Source organism: Collimonas sp. (assembly GCF_035566375.1).
GTDB lineage: Bacteria > Pseudomonadota > Gammaproteobacteria > Burkholderiales > Burkholderiaceae_D > Collimonas.
Window position 1 is genome coordinate 1 of sequence record NZ_DATMRK010000056.1, and the last position, 19,235, is coordinate 19,235.

19 protein-coding genes are annotated in these 19,235 nt (G+C 57.7%); 9 read left to right on the forward strand and 10 right to left on the reverse strand.

The genetic code is table 11. The features are described from left to right. Nucleotides 1–352: 352 nt before the first annotated feature. From VNZ60_RS18790 to VNZ60_RS18805, 4 genes are all read left to right on the forward strand, one after another. Nucleotides 353–1,486 carry a porin gene (locus VNZ60_RS18790; protein ID WP_325661818.1) on the forward strand — a complete coding sequence of 378 codons (1,134 nt, stop codon included), beginning with the start codon at nt 353–355 and terminating at the stop codon, nt 1,484–1,486. 259 nt (nt 1,487–1,745) lie between these two features. Beyond that, the gene (locus VNZ60_RS18795; protein ID WP_325661820.1) at nt 1,746–2,342 is read left to right on the forward strand and encodes a phosphatase PAP2 family protein; all 597 of its coding nucleotides are present in this window, start codon (nt 1,746–1,748) and stop codon (nt 2,340–2,342) included. A gap of 70 nt (nt 2,343–2,412) precedes the next feature. Beyond that, nucleotides 2,413–3,075: a response regulator transcription factor gene (locus VNZ60_RS18800; protein WP_325661822.1), complete on the forward strand. Its 663-nt coding sequence runs from the start codon at nt 2,413–2,415 to the stop codon at nt 3,073–3,075. After that, nucleotides 3,051–4,445, forward strand: coding sequence for an ATP-binding protein (locus VNZ60_RS18805; RefSeq protein ID WP_325661824.1), 1,395 nt, complete (start codon nt 3,051–3,053; stop codon nt 4,443–4,445). Before VNZ60_RS18800 ends, VNZ60_RS18805 begins: the two co-directional genes overlap by 25 nt. Before the next feature lie 18 nt (nt 4,446–4,463). Here the strand turns inward: VNZ60_RS18805 and VNZ60_RS18810 are convergent, their stop codons facing one another. The 8 genes from VNZ60_RS18810 to VNZ60_RS18845 form a co-directional block, all read right to left on the reverse strand. After that, a complete protein-coding gene (locus VNZ60_RS18810) occupies nt 4,464–5,687 on the reverse strand; it encodes a CaiB/BaiF CoA transferase family protein (RefSeq protein ID WP_325661825.1) in 1,224 nt (407 codons plus the stop codon). A gap of 76 nt (nt 5,688–5,763) precedes the next feature. Further along, on the reverse strand, nt 5,764–6,858 hold the full coding sequence (locus tag VNZ60_RS18815; RefSeq protein WP_325661827.1) for an alcohol dehydrogenase catalytic domain-containing protein: 1,095 nt from the start codon (nt 6,856–6,858) through the stop codon (nt 5,764–5,766). A gap of 13 nt (nt 6,859–6,871) precedes the next feature. Continuing rightward, nucleotides 6,872–7,561, reverse strand: coding sequence for a dihydroxyacetone kinase subunit DhaL (dhaL, locus tag VNZ60_RS18820; RefSeq protein WP_325661829.1), 690 nt, complete (start codon nt 7,559–7,561; stop codon nt 6,872–6,874). Next, on the reverse strand, nt 7,558–8,565 hold the full coding sequence (locus VNZ60_RS18825) for a dihydroxyacetone kinase subunit DhaK (protein WP_325661831.1): 1,008 nt from the start codon (nt 8,563–8,565) through the stop codon (nt 7,558–7,560). Before VNZ60_RS18825 ends, dhaL begins: the two co-directional genes overlap by 4 nt. 18 nt (nt 8,566–8,583) lie before the next feature. Continuing rightward, on the reverse strand, nt 8,584–9,366 hold the full coding sequence (locus VNZ60_RS18830) for a GolD/DthD family dehydrogenase (RefSeq protein WP_325661833.1): 783 nt from the start codon (nt 9,364–9,366) through the stop codon (nt 8,584–8,586). A 76-nt stretch (nt 9,367–9,442) separates the two neighbouring features. Further along, a complete protein-coding gene (locus VNZ60_RS18835; RefSeq protein ID WP_473964753.1) occupies nt 9,443–10,453 on the reverse strand; it encodes a substrate-binding domain-containing protein in 1,011 nt (336 codons plus the stop codon). Nucleotides 10,454–10,526: 73 nt separating this feature from the next. Further along, entirely contained in the window at nt 10,527–11,510 is a 984-nt protein-coding gene (locus VNZ60_RS18840; protein ID WP_325661852.1) for an ABC transporter permease, read from the reverse strand. Then, nucleotides 11,510–12,988: a sugar ABC transporter ATP-binding protein gene (locus VNZ60_RS18845; RefSeq protein WP_325661834.1), complete on the reverse strand. Its 1,479-nt coding sequence runs from the start codon at nt 12,986–12,988 to the stop codon at nt 11,510–11,512. Before VNZ60_RS18845 ends, VNZ60_RS18840 begins: the two co-directional genes overlap by 1 nt. A 288-nt stretch (nt 12,989–13,276) precedes the next feature. On the opposite strand from VNZ60_RS18845, the gene rpiB reads away from it, so the two are divergent. The 4 genes from rpiB (at nt 13,277) to VNZ60_RS18865 (ending at nt 15,970) form a co-directional block, all read left to right on the forward strand. Then, nucleotides 13,277–13,765 (forward strand): ribose 5-phosphate isomerase B, encoded by a 489-nt coding sequence (rpiB, locus tag VNZ60_RS18850; RefSeq protein ID WP_325661836.1) that lies wholly within the window; start codon nt 13,277–13,279, stop codon nt 13,763–13,765. A 66-nt stretch (nt 13,766–13,831) separates the two neighbouring features. Then, nucleotides 13,832–14,791: a sugar-binding transcriptional regulator gene (locus VNZ60_RS18855; protein ID WP_325661838.1), complete on the forward strand. Its 960-nt coding sequence runs from the start codon at nt 13,832–13,834 to the stop codon at nt 14,789–14,791. Between the two features lie 247 nt (nt 14,792–15,038). Beyond that, entirely contained in the window at nt 15,039–15,383 is a 345-nt protein-coding gene (locus VNZ60_RS18860) for a hypothetical protein (protein WP_325661840.1), read from the forward strand. A gap of 23 nt (nt 15,384–15,406) precedes the next feature. Next, nucleotides 15,407–15,970 carry a glycine zipper family protein gene (locus tag VNZ60_RS18865; protein WP_325661842.1) on the forward strand — a complete coding sequence of 188 codons (564 nt, stop codon included), beginning with the start codon at nt 15,407–15,409 and terminating at the stop codon, nt 15,968–15,970. Nucleotides 15,971–16,061: 91 nt separating this feature from the next. On the opposite strand, the gene VNZ60_RS18870 is transcribed toward VNZ60_RS18865, so the two are convergent. Continuing rightward, entirely contained in the window at nt 16,062–17,417 is a 1,356-nt protein-coding gene (locus tag VNZ60_RS18870) for an ATP-binding protein (RefSeq protein WP_325661844.1), read from the reverse strand. Between the two features lie 60 nt (nt 17,418–17,477). Next, nucleotides 17,478–18,200, reverse strand: coding sequence for a response regulator (locus VNZ60_RS18875; RefSeq protein ID WP_325661846.1), 723 nt, complete (start codon nt 18,198–18,200; stop codon nt 17,478–17,480). Between the two features lie 335 nt (nt 18,201–18,535). Here VNZ60_RS18875 and VNZ60_RS18880 point away from each other — a divergent pair, with 335 nt between their 5' ends. Continuing rightward, complete coding sequence (locus tag VNZ60_RS18880; protein ID WP_325661848.1) at nt 18,536–19,033, forward strand: Spy/CpxP family protein refolding chaperone; 498 nt, start codon at nt 18,536–18,538, stop codon at nt 19,031–19,033. Nucleotides 19,034–19,235: the final 202 nt, after the last annotated feature.

Below are 19,235 nucleotides of genomic sequence, written 5' to 3' on the forward strand. Positions count from 1 at the left end.
ATGGAACTTCAGAAATGGTGGATTTTCGTGTCAGGCTAGGCGCAAACCGGAGCGATAGCTAGACTATCGCGAGGATTTGCAACGACGCATGGCGCGAAAAGACGCCGTTTATGAAGGTTCATTATTTGCGAAGCACTGCACTAGCACAGTAAGCGCATGACAGCACTCTCCCGCAAAGCTTACTAACAGCTTTCAAAACCAAGATTTATTTTCCCTCGCTGTGGCACAAAACCGACAGCCTGCAAGCGGCCATTTAGCCTCCTGAAAGCCGTTAGTAAGCTTTCGAATTTTATAGTTAGCCCACTGATCTACGCGATTAGTAAATCCAACTAAAAAATATCTGGAGATTAAAATGAAAAAGTCGCTATTAGCGCTAGCAGTTCTGGGGACGATAGGCTCTGTCAATGCAGCATACGCACAATCCAATGTCACTATCTATGGCCTGATCGACGCCACCATCAGCACCGTCAATCATGCTGACAAGGCCGGCGATCGCCTGACCGGCATTCCTGTCGCCTGGTTCAGCGGCAACCGCATCGGCTTCCGCGGCGCTGAAGACCTCGGCGGCGGACTCAAGGCAGTTTTCAAACTGGAAGCTGAGTTCGTGGTCGGCACCGGCGAAATGGATACACCGGGCGTATTGTTCAACCGCGACGCCTGGGTCGGTTTGCAAGACACCACTTTTGGCCAAATCGTTCTGGGCCGCCAAAACACCCTGGCACGCGATTTTTCCCAGGTCTACGGCGACGCCTACGGTTCCAAGCTCGGCCTGGAAGAAGGCGGCTACACCAACAACAACAACTTCAAGCAACTGATTTTCTACTCGGGCAGCGCTACTGGCACGCGCTACGACAATGGCGTGACCTGGAAGAAAGTATTCAATAACGGCGTGGTGGCAGGCCTGGGTTATCAGTTCGGTAACGTCGCCGGCCAGTTCGCGCACAATACAACCAAATCCGCAGCGATCGGCTATAACGGTTCCAACTTCATCGTTTCGGGCTTTATCAATCAGGCCGACGTTGGCAACGGCATTGACTCCAGCCTGGAAAAGCACAAGTCCTATTCGGTTGGCGGCAGCTACATTTTCGATCTGGTGCGCTTGAATGCGGGTTACTTCCACTACACGGCAGAGCAAGGTGCACTCGGCAAGCGTAAGGATGATGCATACACCGTGTCGGCCAAGTTCACACCGCAAGGTTCGTTCGATTATGAAGTCGGCTATCAAGTGATGAAGGCCGAGAACGCTGCTTACAACGCAGCCGGAACCAGCACCTTGAACGCCTACGCTGACGCCAGCGGTGCAACTGCTACCGGTAGCGGCAAGAAGAAAACGCTGTACGCATCGACTTTCTACCATCTGTCGAAACGTACCGAGCTGTATCTGGCTGCCGACTACATGAAACTGAGCGACGGCTATCGCGTAGGATCGGCTAACGGCTTCCAGAACCAGACCGAATTCGCAGTCGGCATGCGTACCCGTTTCTGATATCTTTAGCCCAGCATCAGTAAAGCCGGCACTGACGGAAGTCAGCGCCGGCTTTTTTCACGCCTTTTAATTGCATGGCGCCAGCCGAAACCTGTTTTTCGGCATTATCCGGCGTATCCCCTCCCCCTCAGTAACAGCTAAGTCTCGCCAGCTATCCTGTTGTTCAACTGTCACCAACGGCGAGCCCGATCCCGCTGCTTGATCACATATTGCACATCTTGCACCTATTGCACATCTTGCACCTATTGCCAAAGGCCCCATGGAAGAACTGAATCAATCGCTATTTCTGCTGATCAACGCCAGCGCCCATCCCTCCCCGTTCTTGCTGAATGCCGCCAGGTTGTGCGCGGAACAACTCATCTTGCTGATTCCCGCTTGCCTGTTGCTGGGCTGGTTGCGCGGTGGCGAGCAAACCCGCAAGCTGATGCTGGAAGCCGCCGTTTGCGGCATCGTCGGCCTATCGCTGAGTATGCTGATCGGCATGCTGTGGCAGCATCCGCGTCCGTTCATGCTCGGCCTTGGTACTAACTTTCTTGAGCATGGCGCCGATTCTTCGTTTCCCAGCGATCATCTGACCTTGCAATGGTCCGTGGCTTTCAGTTTTCTGCTGCACCCGAGCCTGCGCAAGAGCGGCTTGATCTTGAGCTTGCTCGGCCTGCCGATGGCGTGGGCCCGGGTCTACCTGGGCGTACACTTCCCGCTCGACATGCTGGGCGCGGCGTTGGTCGCTGCGCTCAGCGCCGGAATCTGCCTGGGCGCCGCAAAATGGTTTATCGAACCGCTGTTCCGAATCGCCTCCACCATCCATCGCTTTTTGTTGGCGCCGCTGATCCGCCGCGGCTGGATATTGAAATGAGTTGACTGCGAGGTAGAATCAGCGAGAGCTATGGTTTAACACGCAGTTTGATCCACGGAGAGGAACACGAATGAGGGTATTGCTGGTGGAAGACGATCGTATGATCGGCGATGCCGTCCAGACCGCGTTGCGCGACACCAGCCACGCCGTCGACTGGGTCCACGATGGCAGCGCAGCCTTGAGTGCTGCGACCAGCCAGAGCTACGACGTGATGCTGCTTGATCTGGGCTTGCCGCAACAAGATGGTTTCGCCGTGCTGCGCCAGTTGCGGCAGCAAGGCAGCGCCTTGCCAGTATTGATCGTGACCGCGCGCGACGCCGTCGAAGACCGCATCGGCGGCCTCGACCTGGGCGCAGACGATTACGTGATCAAGCCATTTGAAATGGGTGAATTGCTGGCACGCATGCGCGCCGTGGTAAGGCGCAAGGCCGGCAACGCCCAGCCGGTGATGAGTAACGGCGCCCTCTCCCTCGATCCCAGCACGCGCGAGGTGACGGCGGACGGCGTCGCCACCCGCTTGTCGGCGCGCGAATTCTCCCTGCTCCACGCACTGTTGCTAAGACCGGGAGCGATCCTCTCGCGCCAGGAACTGGAAGACCGCATCTACGGCTGGAATGAAGAAGTCGAGAGCAATGCGGTGGAATTCCTGATTCATTCGATCCGTAAAAAACTGGGCGCGGCGTCGATCAAAAATGTCAGGGGGCTGGGATGGATGGTTTCAAAGCAAGATTAAGCCGTTCATTGCAATTCCGGCTATCGCTATGGCTGTCTCTGGTGATTCTGGCGATGGCGGTGCCGGCCGGTGTATTTTCCTTTTTTTCGGCCTTCCATGAAGCCAACGATCTGCAGGACGACCAGTTACGCCAGGTAGCGGCGCTGGTGCTTAGCCGCGACTTGCCGCCGGCCACGCCGAACCGTCGTGCGACAGGAGAAATGAAGGACGAAGAATCGAAAGTCATCGTCCAGATCCTGACTCCGGAGCCGGCAGCGCCGGCAAGGGCAGCAATGCCAGCAACCGCGGCCGCCAAGGATGACGACGATGCCCTGCGTCTGTCCTACGATCTGCCCGATGGCATGCAAACGGTTGAAGTGGATCATGTGCCGTGGCGTTTGTTTGTGCAGTCCACCGCATCCGGCCAGCGGCTGGCGGTGGGCCAGCAAACTGCAGTGCGCGATGAAATCGCCCGTGACAGCGGCTTGCGAACCGTGATGCCGTTCATGGTGCTGATCCCGGTATTGATAGCCCTGGTCAGCGCCATGGTGCGCAGCATGTTGTGGCCGATTAAAAGACTGTCGCAGGAAGTCGACCGGCGCGACGACCAGGATATGCGTCCGCTCGCCGAACAACAGGTGCCGGATGAAATCCGGCCGCTGATCGGCTCGATCAATCGCCTGCTGCGGCGGGTTGCCGACAATATGGATACGCAGCGGCGCTTTCTTGCCGACGCCGCGCACGAGTTGCGCTCGCCGCTGACGGCGTTGTCGCTGCAAGCGGAAAATCTGGCCGCAACCGATCTTTCGCCGGCATCGAAAGCGCGCTTGCTGCCATTGCGGCAAGGTTTGAATCGCAGCAAAGCCTTGCTGGAACAATTGCTGACGCTGGCCCGCTCGCAAAATACCGGCGCTGCTCAACTGACTCAACTGACCCCGGTTTCCTTGCAAGCAGTGCTGCGGCGAGTGGTGGAGGACAGCTTGCCGCTGGCGCAAGCCAGGCAGATCGACATCGGCGTCGAAGCTGATACCGAAATCACGCTGGTAGCGCAGGAAGTCGATATCGTCGCCCTGCTGCGCAATCTGCTCGATAACGCGGTCCGCTACACGCCGCCAGGCGGTAATGTCGAACTACGCGTGCGCAGCCAGCCCGGCCTGGTCAGCATCGAGGTGGAAGATAGCGGGCCTGGGATTGAAGAAGCCGAGCGCGAACGTGTATTCGATCCTTTTTACCGGGTGCTGGGCAGTGACCAGGACGGTTCCGGCCTCGGACTTTCCATCGTTAAGTCGATCGTAGCAAGGCTGCATGGCAAGCTCGAACTGCAGCACGCTCGCAACATCTCACCGTATGGATTAAAGGTGAGCATTAATCTGCCCACGTCAAAAACCTGAGATCAGAGTCATCTGGGGTCAGATCACGCCCTGCTGCCGCAGAAGCGCGATCTGCTCCGCGCTTCTGCCTATCGTCGCCAGCACCTCTGCCGTATGCTGCCCCAGTTCCGGCCCTACCCAGTTGGTCTGGCCCGGCGTTGCCGAGAGTTTAGGTACGATGCCTGGCAAGTCTATCGGCTGGCCATCCGGCAGCATATGCTGCTGGATCATGTCGCGCGCGCGGAAATGCGGATCCTGGTGAATATCCGCTGCGGTATACACCTTGCTGCTCGGTACGTCGGCCTGTTCCAGCACTTGCAGCACATGTTCCAGAGCGTGTTGCGAAGTCCATGCGGTGATTGCCGCATCAAGCATGTCGTTATGCTGCGCCCGGCCGTCGTTGCGCGCCAGGCGCGGATCTTCGGCCAGATCGCTGCGACCGATAGCGTGCATCAGGCGTTTGAAGATGCTGTCGCCGTTGCCGGCGATGATGACGTAGTGTTCGCCACGTTCGTCGCCTAAACATGGATAGGTGCTGGATGGCGAAATGCCGGGGAAGCTGGCGCCGGTGCGCTCGCGCACGAAACCGAACTCGGCATATTCCGGGATCAGGCTTTCCATCACGCCGAATACCGCTTCGTACAAAGCGATGTCGATGAACTGGCCCTGGCCGCCGTTCGCCTTCAGATGATGCATCGCCAGCAATGCACCGATCACACCATACAGCGACGCCAGCGTGTCGCCGATGCTGACGCCAACCCGCACCGGCGGCCGGTCCGGATAACCGGCCAGGTTGCGCAAGCCGCCCATCGATTCGGCAATCGCAGCAAACCCGGGACGCGCATGATACGGGCCATCCTGGCCATAACCGGAGACCCGCACCATGATCAGCTTGGGATTGATCTTCGACAATGCCTCCCAGCCCAGCCCCCAGCCTTCCAAGGTGCCGGGACGAAAATTCTCGATCACGATATCGGCATCCTTGACCAGATCGCGCACGATCTGCTGGCCCTGTTCGGATTTCAAATTCAGCGTCACCGACTTCTTGTTGCGGCTTTGCGAATACCACCAGAGCGAAGTGCCGTTGTGCAGCTTGCGCCATTTGCGCAGCGGATCGCCATCGCCCGGCGCTTCGATCTTGATCACCTCGGCGCCGAACTGGCCCAGCAGGCTGGCGGCGTACGGGCCGGCAATCAAGGTGCCGAGCTCGATCACCTTGACGCCCTGGAGCGAGGATTGCTGCTGTGCGGATGGCTGCTTCATTTCTATCACCTGTCAACATGGGTATCGCCAGATTATAGAATAGCTCAGCAGTCGCTGGTCATGCAGCGACGCCTGGCTAAGCGTCCGGCTTCAGCAGCACCTTGATTGAGTCCATGGATGCCGCCACCTTGATCGCTTGCTCCCATTCCGACAGAGCGAAAGTATGGGTAACGATGCCTTTGGAAGTGACCAGGCCGCGCGCCAGCAAATCGATCGCTACCGGATAACAGTCCGCGCTCAGGTGAGCGCCGCGCAAGTCCAGTTCTTTCTCTTCGCCGATGATCGACCAATCGACCGTGGTGTCCTTGCCAAACACGCTGAACTCGACAAACCGTCCCAGCTTGCGAATCATGTTCAAGCCTTGCGTCACGCCAATCGGTGCGCCGGTAGTTTCAATGTAGACATCGCAACCATAACCGCCGGTAAGCGAACGGATAATTGCCTCGGCATCTTGTTTGCCGGGATTGATCACGACATCGGCGCCGAAAGTCTTGGCCAGCTCCAGGCGCTGATCTACCATGTCGATCACGATCAGTTTCTTCGGCGTCTTCAGGTGCGCCACCTGGATCATCAGCAAACCCAGGGTGCCGGCGCCGGCGATCACCACCACGTCGTCGAGCTGGATGTCGCCGCGGTTGACCGCGTGTATCGCGCATGACAAAGGTTCGGTAATCGCCGCATCTTCAAAGCCGATACTGTCCGGGATCTTATGCACCACCGCGCGCTTCGACAAGCGCATGAAATCCGCCATGCCGCCCTCGGCGACGTCGCGCTGAAAACCGTAGACGTCATGCACCTCGCACATCCAGCGATAACCGGTCTTGCAGTAACGGCATTTACCGCAGGGCACGATTTGCTCAGCGATCACGCGATCGCCGACCTTGACGCCGTGATGCTCTGCCGCACCCTCGCCCACTTCGACTACATGGCCCCAGAATTCGTGGCCGGGAATGACCGGCGGCTTGACATACGATAGTTTGTTTTTTTCCTGGTCGCCCCAGAAGCGCGCCGCACCAGCATAACATTTGCAATCGCCGGCGCAGATCCCGCAAGAGGCGATCTTGATCACCACTTCATCCGGGCCAGCGGCCGGTCGCTTGACCCGTTGCAAACGATAATCCTGCGGCGCGTGGCAAACCACCGCGAGCATATCCTGGTCGTGGAATTTCATTTCGTCTCCGTGGTTATTTACTGGCGCCAGTTTCAAGCGCAAACGTCAACGACCTGGCGATGCTGTCGAGTATCAGATAGCAAGAGCAAGCCCCGGCGTCGAGCGCCCCGATCGAGCGTTCGCCGAGACGGCTGGCGCGGCCGATACGAGCCTGCAGATCGCGCGTCGACAGCATGCCGCGCTGCGCTCCCGCCGCCAACGCCTCCAGGCATTGCTGAAACGAACGGTCTTGATCCAATGCCTGTTGATAATCGCTGCGGGCCGGCGCCAGCGTATCCATCAAAGTCTTGTCGCCGACCTTGGCCTCGCCTATGGTTTGAACCGCATCTATGCCGGCGCTCAAGGCTGTCAGGAACAGCGTTTTGTCCAGCTTTTGATGGCCTTCCAATGTCTCGGCGATGCTGAGAAAGAAACTGCCATACAGCGGCCCCATGGAGCCGCCTATGCCTTCCATCAAGGTCATGGCAAGATCGTCGAAGGCCAGCGCCAGGGAAGGCGTTTCGCCGCGTGCGGCAATCCGCTCGCCGCATTGGGAAAAACCCTTGCTCATGTTGATGCCATGATCGCCATCGCCAATGGCGCCGTCGATTTCGCTCAGATACTGGCGATTGGTGTTGATGGTATCGATCAGGTCCTTGACTACCCACCCGGCATGTCGCATATCGACGCTGATGTCCTCCGCTTTCGCTGCAATTGCTGTCATGTTTTTTCTCCAACGGTCAGTCCGATGCTGCTGCAAGGGTAAGCAATGCAGGCATCCAGCTCGGGATCAAGACGGGTCAGGGTCAAGGTCACGCCCATCATTTCGAGCGAGGTAAACAGATTGCCGACGAACGAATAACTGGCCTTGACGCCGGCTTCGTTTAAATATTCAGCAACGTCGGCATACAAGATGTATTGCTCCATCAACGGCGTCGCCCCCAGTCCTGACAGCAAGATAGAGACGCTATCGCCGCGCACAAACGGCAGATCCGGCAACAGAGCATCCACCATCATCCGCGCCATATCGCGCGCCGGCAGCACGCGCTGCACCGATACTCCCGGCTCGCCATGATGGCCGATGCCGACTTCCATATCGCCATGTTTAATGCTGAAATTCGCCTTGCCGACTGCCGGAATGGTACAAGCCGACAGGCCCACTCCTATCGAGCGCGTGTTGTCTATGGCTTTTTGCGCAGCCGCGATGACTTGATCCAGCGTGCCGCCTTGCGCAGCCCTGGCCGCCCCCACCTTCCACATGACGATCTCGCCGGCGACGCCGCGCCGCTTGCTGCGTTCTTCCAGCGAGGCGGAGGCGGCGTCATCGTTGGCCACCACGGTTTTGACCTGGATATCGGCACGCTCAGCCAGCTTGATCGCCATCTTGACGTTCATATTGTCGCCGGCGTAATTGCCGTACAGGCAAGCCACGCCGGCGCCGCCGTCGGCAGCTTTAAAGGCATCGAAAAACGACTTTGCGGTAGGTGAAGAAAACACCTCGCCGACCGCCACCGCATCTACCATATGGCGGCCGACATAGCCGATGAAAGCCGGCTCGTGGCCAGAGCCGCCGCCGGTGACGATGGCCACTCGTCCGCGTTCGGCAGCGGCAACATGGCGGATGACGCGTGGATTATCGGCTGACACTTGCAGTTCCGGATGCGCAGCAAGTATGCCGCGCAGCATGTCTTCCACCACCATATCGGGATTGTTGATCACTCGGTTCATATTGGTCCTCTTTCTGGATTATTGCGCGCTATAGCCGCCATCAATCAGGATGTTCTCGCCTGTGATCATGGCCGCAGCATCGCTCGCCAGATACAGTATCAGAGCAGCGACTTCCTCCGGCCGGGCAAAACGGCCAGTGGGAATCTTGGCCTTCATCGCCGCACCAACCGCCCCGGCCCAGGCTTTTTTCCCCAGTTCGGTCTCGACCACTGTGGGCGACACGGCGTTGACAGTCACGCCATGCGCCGCCCATTCGAGAGCCAGCACCTTGGTCATGCCGACCAGAGCCGCCTTGCTAGCGCAATAAGCCACATGACGCTCCAGCGCGATGACGCTGGCTTGCGACGCCAGATTGACGATGCGGCCGTAGCCACGCTCTATCATATGCTTGCCCGCAGCCTGGGCCAGGATAAACGGCGCCTTCAGATTGACCGCCATGGTTTTATCCCAATCCGCTTCCGACAGTTCCAGCGCTGGCTCCAGCAGGGCCAGGCCGGCGTTGTTGATCAGGATATCGATCTTGCCAAAGCGCTGCACCACTTGTCCGATTGCCGCAAGCACTGCCGTCGCATCGCTCACGTCCAGGGTTAGCGCCATATGCTGCCCGGCGCCATCACCGCCGACGCCGCCACTCAGGCGGGCCGGCAGTTCGGCAACTGACGGATGCAGATCCAGCAGCACCACATGGGCGCCGCAATCGGCGAACAATTCCGCTACCGCCAGGCCGATGCCGCTGGCGGCGCCGGTGACTATCGCCACCTTGCCGCTCAGATCAAAACCGCGTTTCATTTGTTCCATCATGCTGTTCCCTTGACGATGAAGGGCGTTGCATCCAGCTATCCAAGCCCAGGTTCAACACCCATGTTGCAAGCGAGCCCTATTTTTTCACTTTTTTCAGGAAGGTCTCGGCATTGGCTGGCGTGATTTCAGTCCACGGTACAGTATAGGATTTGCTGCTGCCGTCACCCCACGGCATTTGCCCCGCATACTCGCTCCAGATTTCGGAACGCGGCTTGTACGACGGACCTTTGACCGCACGCAAAGCCACATCCAGCGCACCTTGCGCCTGTGCCTGCGAATCCTGGAAATAGGTAATCATTTCGCCGCGCTTGACTGCCGCGATGGCATCCGCGATGCCGTCGATGCCGACCACCGGGATGGTTTTCAAATCTATCCGTTTCGACTTGATGGCCTGTACCGCACCCAAGGCCTCGTCATCGTTCTGGCCGATCACGCCGTTGATCTTGCCGGGATAAGCCGTCAGCCAGTTTTCCATCAGGCTCAAGGATTCAGCGCGTGACCAGTTGCCGGTTTTGCGGGCGATCACTTTGACATCCGGATATTTATCCAGCACCTGCTGATTGCCCTTGGCGCGTTCGATCTGCGCCGATTGTCCGATCGGGCCTTCGATAATCACGATATTGCCTTTGCCGCCGATAGACTTGACCAGCGACTCGGCTTCCATCCGGCCCGCCACCACGTCGTCGTTGCCGACATACGAAGTCAACTGATCGCCCGAGACGCGCGTGTTGGAGCCGATCACCGGAATATGCGCGGCGGCGGCTTTGGCAACTGCCGCAGCGCCAGCCTTGAGGTCGATCGGCACAAAAATGATGGCGTCGTATTTTTGCGTGATCATGGTGTCGAACTGGTTGCTCTGGGTCAGCGCATCGTAATTACCGTCAAACACCGTGACCTGCACCGAGCCGTCCTTGACCGCCGGATGTTCTTTCAGCGCCTTGCTCCACATCTGCATGAACTCGCCCTTGAGGCCATACACTGCAGCACCGACGCGAATCGGCTTGGTCGCCTGCGCCATGGCGGAAGTGACGGAACCGGCGGCAGTAACCACCGCCAGCGCCAACACGATTTTTTTCAATGACATCATTGTCTAAATCTCCTGAATATTTATATTGTTTCTTTACGCGGACTAGTGAATACGAGGATAAGAACAACAACACTTACTGCTTCTTGCGGGAAGCATCTAGCAGAACCGCCACCACGATGATGACGCCCTTGATCACCTGCTGATAATAAGAAGACACGCCCAACAGATTCAAACCGTTATTGATGACGCCGATCAGCAGCGCACCGATCACCGTGCCGCCCAAGGAACCGGCGCCGCCCGACAGGCTGGTGCCGCCGATCACCACCGCGGCAATCGCGTCGAGTTCGTAGGACATGCCGGCTTGCGGCAAAGCGGCGGTGGTCCTGGCAGCCAGCAAGACACCGGCCAGGCCGGCCAGCAGGCCGCTCACCACATACACCGAAAACACCACTTTGCCGGTGGCGATGCCGCTGGTCTTGGCGCTCTTGATATTGCCGCCCACCGCGTAGATATAGCGGCCGTAGGTGGTGTAGCGCAGGATGAACCAGAAGACGCCGATCACCGCCGCGAAAATCAGGATCGCCACCGGGATCTGCAAGAGATAACCGCCGCCGATGGCCAGGTAGCCGTCCGGCAAATCCGAGACCGGCGTGCCGCCGTTGTAGATATAGGTAAAGCCGCGCGCCACACTCAGCATGCCCAGCGTGGCGACAAAAGGCGGCACCGACAGCCGCGCCACCAGCAAGCCGTTGACCGCGCCCAGCAAAGCGCCGACCGCCAGCCCAACCGTCACGCCGAAAGCAATGCTGTGCGGCTGATCGCCGGTCACCAGGCCGGCGCTGACAATCCCGGCAAACGCCAGGATCGCGCCGACCGATAAATCGATGCCGGCGGTCAGCACCACATACGTCATGCCTATCGCCAGGATGCCGTTGATGGCGGTCTGGCGCAGGATGTCGGTCCAATTGCCCCAGGTCATGAAATATTCATTGGAGAAGGACAGCACCGCGCACAACAAAATCAGGGCGGCAACGATGCCGTAGCGGGTATATAACTGCTTGAGATCGACGACGCCGAAACGGCGCGTTGCTTGCAGAGTTGTGGTTTGTGTATTCATCATGAGGCCAGATGCAAAAGTTCTTCCTGGGTTGAGGTATGGCCGTCGATTAATGCGAACAACCGCCCTGACTTGAATATCGCGATGCGATCGCTGACGTCGAGAATTTCCTGCGCTTCTGAAGACACCACCAGCGCAGCGCCGCCCTGCTGCACGAATTCATCGAGTATTTTGTAGATCTCCCGCTTGGAGCCTTCATCGATGCCGCGCGTCGGTTCATCGCACAGCAAGCAGACCGGATTGGTCGAGAAGCAGCGCGCCAGCACCACTTTCTGCTGATTGCCGCCGCTCATGGAAGACACCGGCAAGGCCACCGAACTAATCTTGATGCGCATCCGCTCAACCATCGCCGCCAGCAAAGCTTGCACCTTGCTCTTATCGATCAGCGATAGCCAGGACAGGCGCTTATAGGCCGCCATCGCAACGTTGTCGCGTACCGAACCCGACAGCACCAGACCGGTCTCTTTGCGGTCCTCGGTCACCAGCGAGACGCCGGCGCGGATGCTGGCAGCGGGATCGGCGACCGGCATTTTTTTCTGCGCCAGGCTGACCTCGCCCGCATCCGGCCGCGTCAGGCCGTAGATGCAATTCAGGAATTCACTGCGGCCGGCGCCCATCAAGCCGTAGATGCCGAGTATTTCGCCCTGATGCACGGTCAATGAAATGTCGTTGAATTCGCCATGCCGGCTCAGCTTGCTGGTTTGCAGCAGCGGCGGCCCTATAGTGCGCCGCACTTTTTCGCTGCTGCTTAGCTGCCGACCGACAATGGTGCTGACCAGATAACCACGCTCGATATCGGCTATATAACCGCTGTCGACAAAACGGCCGTCGCGGAATACCGTGTATTCATCGGCGATCTGGAATATTTCGGAAAGGCGATGTGAAACATAGATGATGCCGGCGCCCTGTTCGGTCAGGCTGCGGATCGCCTGGAACAGCACTTCGGTCTCACGCTCGCCGATGGCCGAGGTCGGCTCGTCCATGATCATGACGTCGCAGTCATGGCTGAAGGCCTTGGCTATCTCGACCAACTGGATCTGCGCCAGGCTCAGGCTAGACATGACGGCGCGCGGATTGATGGGAAATTGCAGGCGCTCCAGCAATTCCGCGGCACGCCGGATGAGCGCCTTGAAATCGACGCAAATCCCGGCTCTGCGCGGTTCGCGGCCAAGATACAGGTTTTCGGCCACGGTCATGCCGGGAATCGGCGACAGTTCCTGAGTGATGATGGCGATGCGATTTTCCAGCGCCGACGCCGGCGAGCTGAACGCTACGCTTTCCCCCTTCAGCAGGATCTCGCCGCCATCGCGTTGCGTGATGCCCATCAGGATGTTCAGGAAGGTCGATTTGCCGGCCCCATTGCCACCGCACAATGCATGCACCGTGCCGCGCCGCAGCTTTAACCGCCCATCTTCCAGTGCGCGAACGCCGTCAAACGACTTTCGCACAGCGGACGCCTCAAGAAGAAATTCGCTCAACTTGTGTCTCCGGTTTATTCATTTGCTCTATGCTGAGCAATTTCTCAATGTGGATCGAGTGTAGCAAAGCTTTTTTTGTCCTGTCAATTTATTTTTACCTTATTTATTTTTCAATATTTTCATTTTAAAGCCCTCCCTATCTATCATTTACATAGATAAACAACAGAAATGATAGCGCTTGACAGTTTTATGTCGACGATTGAGAATAAGTTCATTGATGAGTATTTTCTCATGCAAGACTGCAAGTAAGTTAAAAGTTAACGTAAGAGACATCCCAAGGACTTGAATATGAAAATTGCGATTGGTTGCGACGAAGCCGCTTTTGAGTTGAAGGAAATCATCAAGCGGCATCTGCTGGCGCAGCAGCTTGACGTCACCGACTTCGGCACGCATGATACGGAGCCTGTGATTTACCCCGATATTGCTTTCGCCGTGGCGGAGCAAGTCAGGCAAGGTGTATTTGCCAGGGCGATCCTGCTGTGCGGGACCGGTATCGGCATGGCCATCTCGGCCAACAAGGTGCCTGGGGTACGCGCTGCGCAATGTCACGACACGTATTCGGCCGAACGCGCCAGCAAGAGCAACGATGCGCAAATCATCACGATCGGCTCGCGCGTGGTCGGCGCCGAACTGGCCAAGGCCATTGTCGACAAATGGCTGGAATCGGAATTTATGGGCGGCAATTCACAACCCAAGCTGAAAAGAATCGAAGAATACGAACACGCGCTGCAGAATCGCAACAATAACAATAACGACAACGACGACGACAAACCTTGAAACAGGATTTAACCAGGATCGGCAGCGCCCTTGCCCAGCACTATGAATACCCACGAAAGGAAATACATGGCCACTGACGAGCTCACCCGATTAGCCACGCTTTATTATGTCGATGGACTAACCCAGGAAGACTTGTCCAAGCGCTTTTCCATTTCGCGCGCCACGGTCGGCCGCATGCTCAAGCGCGCCCAGGAAGAAGGCATCGTCGAAATCCGCGTACGCCATCATCCGCGCGACACCAGCCAGCTGGAGCAGGAGCTGACTTCGCGCTTCGGTATCGAGCGCGCGATTGTATCGATCAACCACAAGGATCAGGACAAGCAACGCGAGCTGCTGGCGGGCCTGGTGGCCAGCCATCTCGACCGGATATTGGTCAACGGCGCGATTGTGGCAGTCGGCATGGGCCGCAATATCAGCGCCATTTCCGAGCATGCGATCTCGTCGATGCAACGTTCCTCCACCTTCGTCTGCGCCATCGGCGGCTCTTATCGCGGCGGTGAAACCATGAACGCCGATCATATCTGCCGCCGGCTGGCGGCGCGCTTCGGCGGCGAAAGCGAAACCTTGTACGCGCCGGCGCTGGTGAGCGATCCGCAGGTACGCGCCAGCCTGCTGGCCAACGACACCGTCAAGCAGACGCTTGACAAGGCGCGCCGCGCCGACATCGCGCTGATCGGCATCGGCGACATCAATGAAGACAGCAATATGGTACGCATGGGCTGGTTTACTCCGGAAGAAATCGCCCAGGTGAAAAGCTACGGCGCGGTGGGCGACATGATGGGCTACGATTTCATCGACATGAACGGCAAGCTGACAGAAACGCCGATGCAGGCGCGTGTGCTCGGCCTGACTTTGGCCGATCTGCAACGGATTCCCAACGTCATCGCAATCGCCAGCGAAAACACCAAAACCACGGCCGTGCTCGGCGCCTTGCGCACCGGCGTCATCAACACGCTGGCGACCACCGAAAACATTGCGCAGTCGATACTCAGCCTGGAAGAAGCGACCCGGCCAACAGCAACCTGAGGCGACCGCCTTATTGATCACCTTATTGATCACCTCCAACAGGGAATTTCCTGATAGCCATGCTTTCGGAAATTCCCGCCCTCCCGCACCAATTCCCTGGCTTGATTCATTCCCATCGGCTGATTTGTATCAAAGAGTTAAAATGATTGATCTTGACGCCAACATTTGCAACCAGAAGTAACTCCTTTTGGCGCTGGCGCCCAGCCAGGATTACTCTTAGATAACTGATAAATGTGTGGGATATACCATGAAGAAAATTGCTCTATTGGTACTTGCTGCTGCCGGCCTGATGGTCACCAGCTCAGCCAGTTTTGCGTACGGTTATTACGGCCATGGCGGTTTCTACGGCCCGCGCTTCGGTGTCACCATAGGCGGACCGCTGTATTGGGGCCCGCCGCCGGTGTACTACGCGCCGCCACCGGTGTATTACGCGCCGCCGCCGGTCTACGTTGCGCCTGAACCGCAAACCTATATAGAAAAAGAACCGAACTATGCGTATTACTGCCCTAGTCCGGCTGGCTACTATCCGCAGATCCCGCGCTGCCCCAAAGGCTGGATGAAGGTAATGCCGGACCAAGATCAACCTAGATAAGGCGGTGTGTGATGATGAACGGAATGAACGGAATAAAAGGAACTACCAAGGTAATCGCGGCCTCGATGGCCGTCCTCCTGTCCGGCTGCGTTACGGCGCCGGCCGGCCCGAATGTGATGGCGCTGCCAGGCGCCGGCAAAAGCTATGAACAGTTCCGCAACGACGAAGCAGTCTGTCAGCGTGCGGCCCAGGAACGAGTAGGACCGTATGCGCCGCAGGCGGCAGCTGACAATGCAGCAGGCACAGCAGTAGCCGGGACTTTGATCGGTGCAACGGCAGGCGCCTTGATCGGTGCGGCCACCGGCCGTGCCGGCGCTGGTGCGGCGATTGGCGGCGGCGTCGGCTTGCTGGCAGGCAGCTCGGTTGCCGGCGACTCGGCTGCACGCAGCAGCTATGGCATGCAGCGCCAGTACAACAATGTCTATACCCAATGCATGTACGCCAAGGGCAATCAGGTTCCGGTTGCCGGCGGCTATGCAAATAATCGTCGTCAGTATGCACCGCCTCCGCAATACTCGGTGCCGCCTGATTACTACCCGCCGCAACGGGGTAATTATGGTCCGCCGCCGGATTACGCTCCTTATTGATTAATTGCAGCTGATCGCGACCAACAAAAAAGACATGCTTTACGCATGTCTTTTTTCATTCAGGGACCGTGTTGGTGTTGCTCAGACTCGATCAAATCCCATTCAGCGCAGGCAAGCGCAAAGTAACCTCCAACCCACCCTCAGGATGATTACGCAACACCAGCGTAGCCCGATGGTTTTCAGCGATATTGCGCGCAATGGTCAGCCCCAGCCCCGTCCCCCCGGTATCCCGCGAACGCGAAGTCTCCATCCTGAAAAACGGATCAAACACGGTCTCCAGCAATTCAGCAGGAATCCCCACCCCGCCATCGCGGATCCTGATCACGATATCGGCGCCTTCCCGCGTCACATGCAAGCGCGCATAACGCCCATATTTGGTCGCATTATCGACCAGATTGGTCAGGCAGCGCCGCAAGGTATTTGGCTGCGCCATGATCGATGCTCGCGTGCGTCCTTCCAGCGTAACGTCCTGCCGCGCATCGACCGCATCGGCACAAACGCTGTCCAGCAAGGAATCGATATCCAGCTTCTGCATCGCCTCCGCCGAATCCATGCTGCGCGCCAGATCCAGACCCTCGCGCACCATGCTCTGCATGACCGCCAGATCTTCCAGAAGCTTGCGCCGCAACTCCTCCTCGCCCACTTTTTCCAGGCGCAAACGCAACCTGGTCAACGGCGTTTGCAAATCATGGGTAATCGCCGCCAGCATGTGGGTACGATGCTGGATCTGGCGCTTGATACGGGCTTGCATGGCGTTGAAAGCAGTCGCAGCCTGGCGCACTTCGGTCGGCCCGCTTTCATCCAGCGGCGGCCGATCGATATCGCGCCCCAGCTCACCGGCGGCAACCGCCAGATCCTTGATCGGCCGCGCTGTCATTTTGGCGACAAAAAATGCCAGCGCGCCGATCAGCAGCAGAAACAGCCCGAAATAAGGCGACAGATAAGGCATGCCCGGCGGCCGGCCTGGCGGCCCTCCAGGTCCACGCATCATGCGCAGCTTCAGCTTCAGCAGTGTGCCGTCCTTGAGACTGACGTAGACCACCTGGCATTCTTCAACCCGACGAAAATCCAGCCCTCTGCGCGTGTGCAACTTGCAATTGCTTTGTTTATCCACCACCACGTTGCGATCGCTGCCCAGCCTTGCCTTTAGAAGAGCAGTCAGCGACGGATTGTCATTCGGGGAATTTTCGGTATCCTTGACCATGCTGGCTTCCAGGCCAAAATTTTCACTGGTCTGCAGCACCACGGAACGCATGTCAGGGCTGACGTTGTCTAGCGAAAAAACGATCTGTTCGACCCGCTCGGCAATCCGAAACTCATAAAATTCCTTGAAAGCCTTGCGTCGCTCGTTGTCGGCCAGCCAGCTGGTAGTGGCAGCGGCCACCAGAATCCCCGCCAGCAAGATCAGGAACACCCGATTGGCCACCGAGCCAAAAAAATTTCTCACGAACGGTATTCTCATACTGGTTCTAACAGGCAGCTGCCACTACTCGAGACCACGTTCGCATCACGACTCCACCGTCACCGTGGTGGCCAGCACATAACCTTCGTTACGCACCGTTTTGATGATCACCGGGGTACGGGCGTCATCGCCCAGTTTTTGGCGCAAGCGGCTGATCTGGATGTCGACCGAACGATCGAAAGGATCCGATTCGCGTCCCTGAGTCAGTTCCAGCAATTGATCGCGGTTCAGGACCCGGTTCGGATGATCCAGAAACACTTTGAGAATGCGATATTCGGCGCCCGATAAAGCCACCACCAGACCCTCGCTATTGACCAGATGACGCGCGATCAGATCCAGCGTCCAGCGCCCGAACTGAATTTGCTGGGCTTCCGGCGACGCCATGTTCGGCGGCAGTGCCTGGGTGCGGCGCAAGACGCTGCGGATGCGGGCAAACAATTCGCGTGGCTCGAACGGCTTCGACAAATAGTCGTCAGCGCCCATTTCCAGGCCGAGGATGCGATCCAGCGGTTCGCCGCGTGCGGTCAGCATGATCACCGGGATATTCGAATCGGCGCGCAGGTTGCGGCACAAGGTCAGGCCGTCCTCTCCCGGCAAGGTGAGATCCAGCACCACCAGATCGACCCGTGCCTCCGACAAGACCTTGCGCATGTCGCTGCCATTGGTCGCCATCAAGGTACGGAAGCCGTTGGCGTCCAGGTATTCGGCCAGTAAGGTGCGGATTTCGTGGTCGTCGTCGACCACCAGTATGTGAGCAGCAGTTTCCATATCAATGATGTCCTAGTAACTGCAGTGGGACCGGCAGCGCGGCCAATCGAAAAAACGAAATCTTAGTGATGAATGACGAAATATTCAATGCGTGCAATCCCTGATAGTTGGTAAGTGCTTGAAGTTTCTAGGATTATGGCAAGTCGGCACAAGAAAGACGATAGTAATTTGTATATTGGCATATCTGCCAGCTCCATAGACACTTTAAGATACAAAGCAAACTTGGCCCCATACACGGCGATACAAAGCCATACCCCCATGACAAACCTGCGATACACCAGCGCGTTCCAATGCCAGTTGTGCGGATTGCACTTATATTCATGGAAGGATTCACTATGTTCAAGCTTCGCAAACAACTGCTGATTGGGGTGACCGCACTGAGTTTTGCCGCCATGGGCGTGACCGTCTACGCGCAAGCCGACGGCGCCAATGGCCGCCAGGCGCCTACGCCGGAGCAACAGGCAAAATTTGCCGAAAAGATGGCAAAACGCCAGGCTAAACTGCATGACGATTTGAAAATCACCCCGGCCCAGGAAGCTGCATGGCAAACATTCACTGGCAAGATCAAGCCGGTCGGTCCAGCCGGTGCGCCACAACGCCCGAGCAAGGAAGAATGGGCCAAGCAAACCGCCCCTGAACGGATGGAGCATCAGATGGAATTCCTGAAACGCGCTGAAGCGCGCCTGGCCGAGCATAGCGCAGCGGTCAAGGAGTTTTATGCGGTGTTGACGCCTGTGCAGCAAAAGGTCTTTGACGAGCATTTCAAGAAAATGGAACAGCATCGTTTCGGCCATCGCGGCTTTCACCACGGCGGCCCGGACGATCGTCCGTAAAGCACACGATAACGCCCTTGCCCGGCTGCGCTTAACTAACCAACGCAGCTAACTGGGGTCGGAGTGAACTTTCTGCGCGCTTTTTTGCAGAAACTTCACTCTGACCCCACTTAGCGGGCCACGGAGTAGCTGCCTCATCGTTAAAAAGAACAAAACCACCCAGTGCGCTCTGTCTTTCTCCGAATCCGTCATGTGGGGTCAG

Excerpts from the sequence above, each read along its gene's own strand:
- VNZ60_RS18800 (WP_325661822.1), top strand. The coding sequence starts at position 2,413 with ATGAGGGTATTGCTGGTGGAAGACGATCGTATGATCGGCGATGCCGTC.
- VNZ60_RS18875 (WP_325661846.1), bottom strand. The coding sequence starts at position 18,200 with ATGGAAACTGCTGCTCACATACTGGTGGTCGACGACGACCACGAAATC.
- VNZ60_RS18840 (WP_325661852.1), bottom strand. The coding sequence starts at position 11,510 with ATGAATACACAAACCACAACTCTGCAAGCAACGCGCCGTTTCGGCGTC.
- VNZ60_RS18865 (WP_325661842.1), top strand. The coding sequence starts at position 15,407 with ATGAACGGAATAAAAGGAACTACCAAGGTAATCGCGGCCTCGATGGCC.
- dhaL (WP_325661829.1), bottom strand. The coding sequence starts at position 7,561 with ATGACAGCAATTGCAGCGAAAGCGGAGGACATCAGCGTCGATATGCGA.
- VNZ60_RS18860 (WP_325661840.1), top strand. The coding sequence starts at position 15,039 with ATGAAGAAAATTGCTCTATTGGTACTTGCTGCTGCCGGCCTGATGGTC.
- rpiB (WP_325661836.1), top strand. The coding sequence starts at position 13,277 with ATGAAAATTGCGATTGGTTGCGACGAAGCCGCTTTTGAGTTGAAGGAA.
- VNZ60_RS18790 (WP_325661818.1), top strand. The coding sequence starts at position 353 with ATGAAAAAGTCGCTATTAGCGCTAGCAGTTCTGGGGACGATAGGCTCT.
- VNZ60_RS18880 (WP_325661848.1), top strand. The coding sequence starts at position 18,536 with ATGTTCAAGCTTCGCAAACAACTGCTGATTGGGGTGACCGCACTGAGT.
- VNZ60_RS18815 (WP_325661827.1), bottom strand. The coding sequence starts at position 6,858 with ATGAAATTCCACGACCAGGATATGCTCGCGGTGGTTTGCCACGCGCCG.
- VNZ60_RS18805 (WP_325661824.1), top strand. The coding sequence starts at position 3,051 with ATGGATGGTTTCAAAGCAAGATTAAGCCGTTCATTGCAATTCCGGCTA.
- VNZ60_RS18795 (WP_325661820.1), top strand. The coding sequence starts at position 1,746 with ATGGAAGAACTGAATCAATCGCTATTTCTGCTGATCAACGCCAGCGCC.
- VNZ60_RS18825 (WP_325661831.1), bottom strand. The coding sequence starts at position 8,565 with ATGAACCGAGTGATCAACAATCCCGATATGGTGGTGGAAGACATGCTG.
- VNZ60_RS18810 (WP_325661825.1), bottom strand. The coding sequence starts at position 5,687 with ATGAAGCAGCCATCCGCACAGCAGCAATCCTCGCTCCAGGGCGTCAAG.
- VNZ60_RS18830 (WP_325661833.1), bottom strand. The coding sequence starts at position 9,366 with ATGATGGAACAAATGAAACGCGGTTTTGATCTGAGCGGCAAGGTGGCG.
- VNZ60_RS18835 (WP_473964753.1), bottom strand. The coding sequence starts at position 10,453 with ATGATGTCATTGAAAAAAATCGTGTTGGCGCTGGCGGTGGTTACTGCC.
- VNZ60_RS18855 (WP_325661838.1), top strand. The coding sequence starts at position 13,832 with ATGGCCACTGACGAGCTCACCCGATTAGCCACGCTTTATTATGTCGAT.